Annotated in this window: 9 protein-coding genes and 3 pseudogenes; 9 read left to right on the top strand and 3 right to left on the bottom strand. The window is 67.0% G+C overall.

The features are described from left to right. Positions 1–147: 147 nt before the first annotated feature. The 7 genes from CED_RS20345 (at position 148) to CED_RS20315 (ending at position 6,677) form a co-directional block, all read left to right on the top strand. Positions 148–1,113, top strand: coding sequence for a cytochrome P450 (locus CED_RS20345; protein WP_235187206.1), 966 nt, complete (start codon positions 148–150; stop codon positions 1,111–1,113). Between the two features lie 5 nt (positions 1,114–1,118). Continuing rightward, complete coding sequence (gene panD / locus CED_RS20340; RefSeq protein ID WP_011435560.1) at positions 1,119–1,583, top strand: aspartate 1-decarboxylase; 465 nt, start codon at positions 1,119–1,121, stop codon at positions 1,581–1,583. Next, positions 1,580–2,539: a class I SAM-dependent methyltransferase gene (locus tag CED_RS20335; RefSeq protein ID WP_023842133.1), complete on the top strand. Its 960-nt coding sequence runs from the start codon at positions 1,580–1,582 to the stop codon at positions 2,537–2,539. The genes panD and CED_RS20335 overlap by 4 nt, the downstream gene beginning before the upstream one ends. 54 nt (positions 2,540–2,593) lie before the next feature. Beyond that, the gene (locus CED_RS20330) at positions 2,594–3,943 is read left to right on the top strand and encodes an acyltransferase domain-containing protein (protein ID WP_051868967.1); all 1,350 of its coding nucleotides are present in this window, start codon (positions 2,594–2,596) and stop codon (positions 3,941–3,943) included. A 62-nt stretch (positions 3,944–4,005) separates the two neighbouring features. Beyond that, positions 4,006–4,635, top strand: a complete 630-nt coding sequence (locus CED_RS20325; RefSeq protein ID WP_011435564.1) for a TetR/AcrR family transcriptional regulator — start codon at positions 4,006–4,008, stop codon at positions 4,633–4,635. Further along, on the top strand, positions 4,635–4,979 hold the full coding sequence (locus CED_RS20320) for a DUF6204 family protein (RefSeq protein WP_023842131.1): 345 nt from the start codon (positions 4,635–4,637) through the stop codon (positions 4,977–4,979). Before CED_RS20325 ends, CED_RS20320 begins: the two co-directional genes overlap by 1 nt. Before the next feature lie 27 nt (positions 4,980–5,006). Beyond that, the gene (locus CED_RS20315) at positions 5,007–6,677 is read left to right on the top strand and encodes an MFS transporter (RefSeq protein WP_035913374.1); all 1,671 of its coding nucleotides are present in this window, start codon (positions 5,007–5,009) and stop codon (positions 6,675–6,677) included. Between the two features lie 166 nt (positions 6,678–6,843). Here the strand turns inward: CED_RS20315 and CED_RS20310 are convergent, their stop codons facing one another. The 3 genes and pseudogenes from CED_RS20310 to CED_RS20300 form a co-directional block, all read right to left on the bottom strand. Next, positions 6,844–7,239 (bottom strand): DUF3037 domain-containing protein, encoded by a 396-nt coding sequence (locus tag CED_RS20310; RefSeq protein WP_235187203.1) that lies wholly within the window; start codon positions 7,237–7,239, stop codon positions 6,844–6,846. Continuing rightward, positions 7,236–8,021 carry a HipA family kinase gene (locus tag CED_RS20305; RefSeq protein WP_035734603.1) on the bottom strand — a complete coding sequence of 262 codons (786 nt, stop codon included), beginning with the start codon at positions 8,019–8,021 and terminating at the stop codon, positions 7,236–7,238. Before CED_RS20305 ends, CED_RS20310 begins: the two co-directional genes overlap by 4 nt. 189 nt (positions 8,022–8,210) lie before the next feature. Beyond that, positions 8,211–9,269 (bottom strand): annotated as a pseudogene (locus CED_RS20300) (IS110 family transposase); the annotation flags it as partial. A gap of 69 nt (positions 9,270–9,338) precedes the next feature. Between CED_RS20300 and CED_RS20290 the strand changes: the two are divergent. Beyond that, a pseudogene (locus tag CED_RS20290) lies at positions 9,339–10,171 on the top strand (IS3 family transposase); the annotation flags it as partial. Between the two features lie 117 nt (positions 10,172–10,288). Continuing rightward, positions 10,289–10,515 (top strand): annotated as a pseudogene (locus CED_RS23140) (IS66 family transposase); the annotation flags it as partial.

Here is a 10,515-nt window from a genome sequence, read left to right as displayed (position 1 = left end):
CGGCCTGTTCGTCCTGCCCCAGCCCGACCCACCGGCCACCCCAGAGATCAACTCAAGCTGAGGCCCGACGAAAGCGTGCAGAACGCCCACTCAGACCTCCGCATGAGCTCGCGTGGCGACCTTCTGCGATCGCCCATCCCGCTGCCGATGGCAGGCGAACGCACCGAGCCGGCGCCGGGCATGTTCACCGCGATGGATCCTCCGGAGCACACCCGCTACCGGCGGCATATCGTCGAGTGGTTCTCGACGCGTCGGACCAGGTCCCTGGAGCCGCGGGTGATCGAGATCGTCGACCAGCACCTGGACGCGATGATCGCCGGTGGCGGTCCGGCCGACCTGGTGTCGGCGTTCGCCGAACCGGTGTCCGCGCTGGTGATTTGCGAACTGCTGGGAGTGCCCGTCGAGCAGCGTGAGGTGTTCGGCGCGGCTATCGCAGCGTTGTTCACCGTTCACTCCAGCGCGGAGGAGGCCATCAGCGGCTGGCAGAACATCGGTGGACTGCTGATGGGTCTCATCCAGGNCAAGCGGGTCGCATCGGCGGACGACCTGCTGGGCACGCTGGTGGCCCGGGGTGAGCTCAGCGACGAGGAGCTGATGACGATCGGCAGTGTGCTGCTGGTCGCCGGGCACGACACCAGCACCAACATGATCGCGATGGGAACGTTCGCGCTGCTGGAACATCCCGAGCAGTATGCGGCGCTGGCCGCGGACCCGGGCCTGGCGCCCGGTGCTGTCGAGGAACTGCTTCGCTACCTGACGATCGTGCACGCCGGCTCGATCCGTGCGGTCTCCGCCGATCTGGAGTTCGACGGCCACCAGCTGACCGCGGGTGACGCGGTGTCGCTCTCCCTCGCCGCGGCCAATCGGGACCCCGCACTGTGCGACGCTCCCGACCGCCTCGACATCACGCGCGAGCCCGTGCCGCACCTGGCCTTCGGGCACGGCATCCACCAGTGCGTCGGACAGCAGCTATCCCGATTGGAGCTGCGCATCGCGTTCGAATCGTTGGCGCGCCGCCTGCCGAACCTTCACGTGGCGGTGCCGACCAGCGAGATCCGTACCCGCTCCGAAATGATCATCTACGGTGTGCGAGAGCTGCCGGTGACCTGGTGAGTGTAATGATCTACCGCGAGATGCTCAAATCCAAAATCCATCGTGCCGTCGTGCGACAGGCCGATCTTCACTATGTTGGTTCGATCACCATCGACGCCACCCTGATGGCGGCCGCCGGCCTGTGGCCGGGAGAAAAGGTCGACGTGCTGGACATCACCAACGGTGCGCGGCTCAGCACGTACGTCATCGAAGGTGAGGCGGACAGCGGGACCATCGGCATCAACGGCGCCGCCGCTCACCTGATCAGTCCAGGCGATCTGGTGATCATCGTCGGCTATGCGTTGATGGCCGAGGAGGACGCCCGCTCTTACCAGCCCAACGTCGTGTTCGTGAACGGCGACAACCAACTGGTGCGCATGGGCACCGACCCGGCCGAGGCGTACGACGGCGTCGGTCTGGTGCGCGGTGACACCAACAGCCCCCAGCCCTCCCTTTCCGAGCAGGCCGGAGACCCGCGGAGAGCGCAGTGAACACTGCCGAGATCATGACCGCCTTCACCAGCGGCCTGGCCGACATCAATCTTGCTGAGCCTGACACGGCTCGCGGTGGTGAGAAGGCTGCGGAAAGAATGAAAACGGCCAGCTCGACAATCTATGACATGGCCGCCACTCTCTCGGCGAAGGGGGACCTGTGGAACTGGGGGATGTATGACCCTGAGATCGTCGACGAGATCCGGGCTCGGTTGCCAGGGTTCGGTGAGTTCGGCACGGACGGCTTCAGCGAGCAATTGTACTTCCTGGCTCTGCGGGACCTGCCGATCGGTCTGGACGACTACGACGGTCGCACGGTGCTGGAAGTCGGCTGCGGCACCGGGGAAGGCCTGAACTTCCTTTCCCGTATCGCCCGTGGCGCACGGATGACCGGCCTGGACCTGTCGCCGCGAGCCATCGCCAGGGCTTCGGCGACCCTCGCGCGTGCGGACGTACTGGAGTTCGTGCACGGCGACGCCGAGAAACTGCCTTTCGTTGACGGCTCCGTGAACATACTCGTCAACATAGAGAGCTCGCACAACTATCCTGATCTCGGCAGATTCCTCCGGGAGGTGGAACGTGTGCTCAGCCCCGGCGGCATCCTCACCCACATTGACGTCTTCACGCGTCAGCGTTACGCGGCGATGCGCCGGATGACCGCGGAGATCGACGGCCTGACCTGGGTCACCGACCACGACATCTCCGACCGGGTTCGCGCGGCGATCCGCCGCCGGATGGCGTCCGACAGCCATTTCCACGCCACGCTCGCGCGGCAGCGGATGAACCCGATGGCGCGCAGGATCGCGGCACACAGCCAGATCCTGATGTTCGGCGGCATGTTCGCGGGATATCAGCCGCCCGCCGTGATCAGGCTGCTGAGCAGGATCGGGATCGTGCCCTGGGTGAGCGGCCTGCCGATGGAGAGCTACCGTCACCAGGTAGCCGTCCGCCGGTGACCTCGATCGGTGCCCGGACCAGGAGCGGGCGACGTGCGGCCTGATGGGGGAGACGTGGACACACGATTGTTCGCTGTCGCGGCAGACACCGAGGACGGACTGGCGGAACTCCTGCGCACGCACCTTGACCGAGTGCGTGCGCGGGCGGGCCTGCCGGCGCTGGCCTGGTACTGCCATGACGCCGTGGTGCGTACCGCCGGAGCGGGGCACCGCCTGACCTTCGTTGTCGATTCGTACGCTGATCTCGCTGAACAACTGGCCGCCGCCCTCGCGGGAGAAACCGACCGCATTCCTCCCGATGTGACGGCACGCCGGCCCGGCCTGGTGTTCGTCTTCGCCGGGCAGGGCGCCCAGTGGTACGGAATGGGCCGCGAGCTGCTGGCCGCTGAGCCGGCGTTCCGGGAGGCGCTCCTTCGCTGTGATCAGGAGGTTCGGCGTTTCGCCGAATTCTCGGTGGTCGAGCAGCTCGGTTTGGACCCGCCAGCGTCCCGGATGGACGAGATCGACGTGCTGCAGCCGACCATGGTGTCGTTGCAGATCGCCCTGACGGCTTTGTGGCGCAGTTGGGGGATCGTGCCGGATGCCGTGGTCGGCCACAGCATGGGGGAGATCGCGGCCGCGCATACCGCAGGCGCGCTGGGCCTCCGAGATGCGATAATGATCGCCTGCCGGCGCAGTGCGCTGCTGCGCCGGATCTCCGGTAGGGGGGCGTTGGCCACCACGGAGCTGTCCCCCGCCCAGGCGCATGCCGTCGCGGATGCCAGCGCCGGGCGCATCAGCGTCGCCGGCGAGAACAGCCCCCGGTCGACGGTGCTGGCCGGCGACGCGGCGTCACTCGCCAGGCTCGTCGATGATCTCACCCGGCGCGACGTCTACTGCCGCGTGATTACGGGAACCGTCGCCTCGCACAGCCACTACGTCGATGACCTGCGTGCGGATCTTGATCTGGCGTTACGGTCGCTGGCACCGGGACCTACGAGGATCGTGATGTACTCGACCGTGACCGGCGAGCCCGTGCCAGGAACGAGCCTCGCCTCACAGTACTGGATGCGTAACCTGCGCGAGCCGGTCCGTTTCGCCGCCGCGGTCGAGCGGCTCGGTGACACCGGCCATGAGGTGTTTGTGGAGGTGAGCGCGCATCCTGTCCTGTTGAGCNCGGTGCGGCAGACGCTGGCGCACGCCGGACGGCCGGCGCATCTGCTGTCATCCGGTCGGCGGCAGGCGGAACGGCGCTCGGTCCTGGCGTCGCTCGGCATGTTGTACGGCTGCGGGCGGGAGCCGCGGTGGGCGGCGTTCGCCCTGTCGGAACCCGGAGCCACGCTCACCCCTTACCAGGCGGCCGTGCTCGGCGCGGTCCGCCTGACCCGGCCCGCCTCCCAGCTGGAGACGAGCCCGGCACTCTGATAGGCTCTTGTATCTGGATGCACCTCTGTATCTAGAAGGAGCCTGTCATCGCGACCAGACGGTTGTCCCGCGAGGAGAGTCGGGAGCTGACCCGCGAGAAGCTGCTGCGCTCGGCGGCGGAGCTGTTCGCCGAGCGTGGCCTTGCCGGCACATCGGTCGAACAGATTGTCGAGCGTGCCGGTTTCACGCGAGGCGCCTTCTACGGCAACTTCGACGGCAAGCACGAGCTCGTGCTCGCCCTGCTGGAGAAGCGCACAGAGCGTGAGTTGGAGGAGCTGCGGGCGCTGGGCCGTGACGCCGGNTCGTTCGAGGGCATGGTCGAGCAGTTCCGGGCCTGGCATCGTGAGCGTGACCGTCACCTCGCGAGCTGGCTTGTGCTGCGCACCGAGCTGTGGCTCTACGGCCTGCGCAACCCGGGCGTCCTGCCGACGCTGACCGACCGGGAGGCGCGGACGCGGACGATCATCGCGGAGGCGCTCGCCCGCGACTTCACGTCTCGTGACGCGTCCCCACCTGCTCCGGTCGAGGTGCTCGCGTTGATAGTGCACGCGCTTGACGACGGCCTGGCGATCCAACGGGTCCTGTCGCCCGAGAGCAGCCCGGACGACGCGGCAGTCGACGCGGTGGACTTGTTACTGCGGTCGTGGGTCGCGTTGGGTCGCGAAATAGCTGCGGAGAAAGGGAACGACTGATGCCCGAGCACGTCTACCGGGTGCTGGTACGCGGACGGTTTGACAAACTTGACCCCCCGGCGCGGGAGAAGCTTCGCCGGAACGCCGACCAGCAGGATGTGCTCAACGCGTCGTTCACCGAAGAAGGAACGCTCGTCTACAACGAGTCCATCGTCGCCTTCACATTCCGCCTGGTCGTTCGAGTCGAGTTCGACGACAAGGCGGAGCAGCGGGCGCAGGATGCCGCCGAAGAACGGCTGATGGCAAGGTTCGACGAGATCGGCTGCGGCTATCGCGACCTCCGATTCGGAGTGACGGACATGGACAGTATGAAGATCAACCGGCCAGTGCGGGAGCGGCGCTGAGGCGGAATTCCGCAGAACAGGTAGATCATGGTCGATACTGAGCGGACCACCTGGCCGTCCGAGCCGGTACTGCAGGTGGCCCAGCCCGCACCCGACCCGAGGCGTTGGTGGGCTCTCGCGGTCCTGCTCGTCGCCACGTTCATGGACCTGCTTGACAACAACATCGTCACGGTGGCTATTCCGAACATCCAGCAGCATCTCGGGGCGTCGCCAACGTCCATCCAGTGGATGAACGCGGGCTATACTCTCGCCTTCGCTGTGATGCTGATAACCGGAGGTCGACTGGGAGATATTTTCGGTCGCAAGCGAATGTTCTTGACCGGTGTCGCCGGGTTTATGGCGGCGTCCGGAATGTGCGCGATTGCGCAGAGTCCGGAATTCCTCGTCGGCGCCCGGGTGGTCCAGGGGGGCGCTGCGGCCGTCATGGTGCCGCAGGTACTGGCGATCATCCACGTCAGCTTTGCTCGGGAAGAAGTCGGCAAGGTCGTCAGCCTATACGCGGGCATCGTGGGCCTGGCGATCGTCGCGGGACCGCTCGTCGGTGGTCTTCTGCTCCAGTGGAACCCGTTCGGCCTCGAATGGCGCAGCATTTTTGCGGTCAACCTCCCCGTCGGCGCGGTAGCGTTGGTGGCAGCGTCGGCGTGGATGCGGGAATCCAGGTCCCCGAATGCTCGCCGGCCCGACGGGATAGGGATGATCCTCGTCGCCGTAGGGCTGCTGCTCGTGCTTTTTCCGCTTGTGCAGGGGCGCGAGCTGGGCTGGCCGATGTGGAGCATTGTCGCCATGGTAATCGCTGTCCCAGTGTTCGCGCTGTTCCTACGGTATGAACGGGAAAAGGTGCGCCGTGACGATTCGCCACTGTTGGCGCTGAACCTCTTCAAAACTGGCAGCTTTTCTGTCGGTGTCGGCACGCAACTGTTGTTCAGCTGCGTGCCGGCTGGATTCTTCATCACCTGGACGGTTTATCTGCAGGGTGGTCTAGGCTGGTCGGCACTGCATACCGGTCTGACCACGATTCCATTCTCCGTCGCTGTTCCCGTGGCTGGCGGACTCGCGGTACGCTACATTTTTCCGAAGTATGGCCGTCGCTGCCTCATGGTGGGAGTGGCGGTGATGACGTCGGGTGTTCTTTCCTACGTGTGGACGGCGCATCACTTCGCCACCACCGTGACAGCATGGCATGCTGCCCCGTCTCTGCTGCTGATCGGTTCGGGCATGGGCCTGCTGGTCGCGCCACTGACCGGGATGATCCTGATCGATGTGCCGCCGCACGAAGCCGGCGCGGCCTCCGGAATCATCAACGCGACCGGCCAGCTTGGCGCGGCAGTGGGCGTCGCGCTGATCGGTGGGCTGTTCTTCTCCGCCCTCGCCACCGGCGAGCCGGCCCGGACCGACCGGGTGACGTCGCAGGTCCAGCAGGCCCTGGTCAGCCAGGGGCACTCTTCCGGCGAGGTGACTCGGCTGATGGCCGAGCTGCGTCGGTGCGATATCCACCAGCCTGACCTCAGTCTTGTCCCCGCTGACTGCGGCGGGCGGGTGAGCGTCACCGATCGTGGGAGTCTGACGAACGCCTTGGCCAAGGTGCGCGCGGAGGAATTCGTCTCCGGATTCGTCAAGACCCTGTGGTGGATCGTGGGTGCGCTCGCCGTCGTGCTCTGCCTGCTCTTCCTGCTACCCGCCCGGCGCGGCGGGCCCTGAGAGCGGACGATCGGGCGTGTTGGCCAGGCGGGCCGCGGATTCGCCGACCCGGCGAATCCGCGGCCCGCCCGAGAGCCCCCGGGCACAGACCAGTTCCATCGGCCTCCGAACCAGAGCACCGCCGGCTGTCCGTGGCAGGTGCGGTCGATCCGCGGTCAGAGCCCGTTCACCGGACCACGCGGTCCATCAGCCGGTCCAGCTCTACCTCCGGTTTGGCAGTGATACCGCCATGCACGGCGCCGGGCTGAACGACTGTGCTGCGCGGCGCGGTGAGCCAGCCGAAGCGTGCCCGCGCCGATCTCGTGGCGGCCGGGCCGGCGGCGGGATCACCGGCACACACCATCTGGATAAAATTCAGCGCTGCCTGGATCAGCTCCACGTCGGCATTGGAGTCCAGCGCTCTGAGTCGTTCGGTATCAACGTTGATCGCCGCGGCCAAAAATTCCGCGGCAGGACTGTAGAGCAGTACACCGACGTTTATCCGCTCGCCCCGGTCGACCCTTGGGACAGCGAACAGAAGAGCATAGTCAAATGCGAAAAATGANTCCGGCACGGCGATCACCTCCCCGCGCCAGGCCACCAGCCGCGGTCGCCGGCACGACGCGCGAGCAGGTACTCCACATACCGTTCCCGCAGGGCGGCGGCATCGGCTTCGCCCGGCTGGACGGAGTTCATGCCCAGCAACCACAAATCGGGGACCAATGCCGTCACCTCCGCGAGCAGGTCGCGAGTGACCACGGCCGCGAGCTCGGAGTCGAGCTGTTCGAGCGCCTCCGGCGAGAGATCCTTGACGAGGACTGTCAGCGCGTGCTCCGACAGGTCGTAGCGGCGCGCCGCCCAGGTGCTCACCGACGGCCAGGAATGCTGGAAGACCAGGGCAGCCCCGTGATCGATGGCCCACAGTGCACGATGCCAGACCAGGAGATTCGGATTGGACCAGCTCCGGTCCACGTTCGCGGTCAGTGCGTCCAGCCAGAAGATTCTCGCGGCCTCCTCGGCCGGCGGTTGCCAACTGGCGCCGTCGTAGCCTATGGACCCGGGGAGGAAATCCATTCCGAGATTGTCTCCTGCGCTCGCCCGTAGCAGCTCCTGCACCTCCTGGTCCGGCTCCCGCCGCGCAATCTCCGGATCGACGGTGAGAACGACCAGATCGGGTACCCGGATNCCGAGCCGCCGGCCCAGCTCCCCAACCACGATCTCGGCGACCAGAGCCGCGCTTCCCTGCCCCGCCCCGCGAAACTTGACGACGTATGTGCCGTCGTCGTCGGCTTCGACCAGACCTGGCAGGGAGCCACCCTCCCGCAGGGGCGTTACGTAACGGGTTCCACGCACATGCCGCAACACATTGCTGACTCTACTCCTGATTCTCCCGCCGGGCGGCATCGATATCCACAGCGGTCTACGGCATGTCTTTCCCAGAGGGTTCAGCTGACGTCGGTCGCTTGATCCCCGATGCCTTCGATCTGGGTGGGAGTGTCGCTGCGTAGCTGCGCGACGAGCCTGCGAGCCGTGGGGGGTGTCTCTATGGCGTTGTCAAGCGGCGCGGGCCGGCTCGGGCGCGGGGTTGGTAGCGGGCGGCTGGTAGGGCTTGCGGTCGCAGATCATGGCGTAGAGGACGTCGACGCGGCGGCGGGCGAGGCAGATCAGGGCGGCGTTGTGCCGTTTGCCTTCGGCACGTTTGCGGTCGTAGTAGGCCCGGCTGGTCGGGTCGCTGAGACTGGCGAACGCCGACAGGAACAGGGTTGATTTCAGGGCGTGGTTCCCGCGTTGGGAGCGGACCTCGCCGCGGATCGAGCTGCCGGAACGGCGGGTGACCGGAGCCAGGCCGGCGNAGGCGGCGAGGNGCGCGGCGGTCGGGAACGCGGCGATGTCTCCGATGATCGTCAGGAGGCTGGCGGCGGTCCTGACCCCGACACCGGGCATCCAGACCAGGACCTCGGAAAGAGGGTGCGCCTCCAGGGTGGCTTCGACGTCCTGGGCGAGATCGGCGCGTTCGTCGAGGACGCCGAGAAGTTTGCGGGCGACGCCGGCGATGACCGGGCCNAACGCGGCGGTGCCGGGCACGACCACGGTCTGCTCGTCGAGGACACGGACCAGTTGGCCGGGCAGCGTCTTGGCGAGCCGCGGCGAGCGTGGACGCATCGTCGTGGCGATGCCGGTCTCGCCGAGCTGCCGCAAGGCGGTCGGGGTGGGCGCGTCGGCGAGGAGTTCGAGGACGCCGGGTCGGTGGATGTGGCTGCCCAGCAGGCGTTCCGCGGCCGGGTGGATGTGCAGCAGGGCGTCGCGTAACCGGTTGGTGAGCCGGGTGGCTTCGGCGGCGAGGTCGCTGTCGTAGCCGACCAGCACGGTGAGTCCGGCGAGGGTCTCGTCGTCGGTCCCGACCCGGCGCAGGGTGTGGGGCAGGGTGCGGGCGGCGTCGGCGATGACGTAGGCGTCGCGGGCGTCGGTCTTGGACTCGCCGGGGTGCAGGTCCGCCAGGCGGCGCATCGTGAGCCCTGGCAGGTAGGCGACGTCCAGGCCCATCTGGCGGGCGACCGCGATCGCGAGGGCGCCGATGCTCGCGGGCTGGTCGACGATCACCAGTACTCGTCCTGAGGTGGGCCCCGTTCTTCGGACAGTGATCCCTATGAGGGATAATTGATCCGTGAACGGAGGAGATCAATGAGTCAGTCACGCAGGCGGTATACACCCGAGTACAAGGACGAGGCGGTGAAGCTCGTCATCGACTCGGGCCGCCCCACCTCGGCGGTCACGAAAGATCTCGGTATCAACGAAGGAACATTGGGGAGTTGGGTCGCGACCTGGCGGCGGGCACACCACAACGAAGAAGAACCGTTGTCGATGTCCGAGCGGGCCCAGCTCCACGAGCTGGAAAAGGAGAACCGGGAACTCCGGATGGAGCGCGAGTTCCTCTCAAAAGCGGCCGCCTTCTTCGCGCAACGCCATCAGTGATCGACAAGTACGAACTGATCGCTGCGGAGAAGGACAACTACCCGGTATCCAAGATGTGCCTGTGGCTGGCCGTGTCGACATCCGGTTTCTACGACTGGTCTCGGCGGCCGGCGTCGGCCCGGACCCGTCGGCACACCACCCTCGACACCCACGTGCGGGCGGTGTTCGCCGTTTCCCGCCAGACCTACGGCGCCCGGCGGATCGCCGCCGCCCTGACCGCCTCCGGCCTGCGCGTCTCCGTCCGCCTCGCCCGGCAGATCATGCGCCGTGCGGGGCTGAAAGCCTGCCAGCCCAGGGCCTACCGTCGCACCACCATCCCCGACCAGACCCCGCCGCCCGCCGACCACGTCCGCCGCGACTTCACCGCCACCCGCCCGGGCGAGAAGCTCGTCGGGGACATCACGTACATCCGTACCGGCGAAGGATGGCTCTACCTCGCCACCGTCATCGACCTCTACTCCCGTAAAGTCGCCGGCTGGTCGATGGCCAACCACATGCGCACCGAGCTCATCATCGACGCGTTCACCATGGCAGCCTCCCGGTACGTAGTCGGAAGTCCCGTTGAGTTGATCGACGTTGGCGGTGGCTGNGGGGNCTGGGTGTGNCCTGATGGTCTCCGTGGGTGANGGTTCGCTGGTCGGGATGGTTTGCTGNGGTGCGTGGCGGTTGTCGAGTCGGGNGTTTGCGGCGTTGCTGGTGGTGAGGCGCTGGCGGATGTGTTGGTGGAGAACGGCCGTCTGCGAGTCGAGCTCGCGGAGCTGGGGACGGAGCATGCCCGGCTGCTCGCGCGGGAGACCGCGGCCGCGGCCGAGCTTGAGGCGTTGCGGGCGGAACTGGCGACGTTGCGTCGGATGCTGTTCGGCCGGTCGTCGGAGCGCGCGTCGGG

It is taken from the genome of Frankia sp. CeD (assembly GCF_000732115.1).
GTDB lineage: Bacteria > Actinomycetota > Actinomycetes > Frankiales > Frankiaceae > Frankia > Frankia casuarinae.
This window is presented reverse-complemented; position numbering and strand designations above follow the sequence as displayed.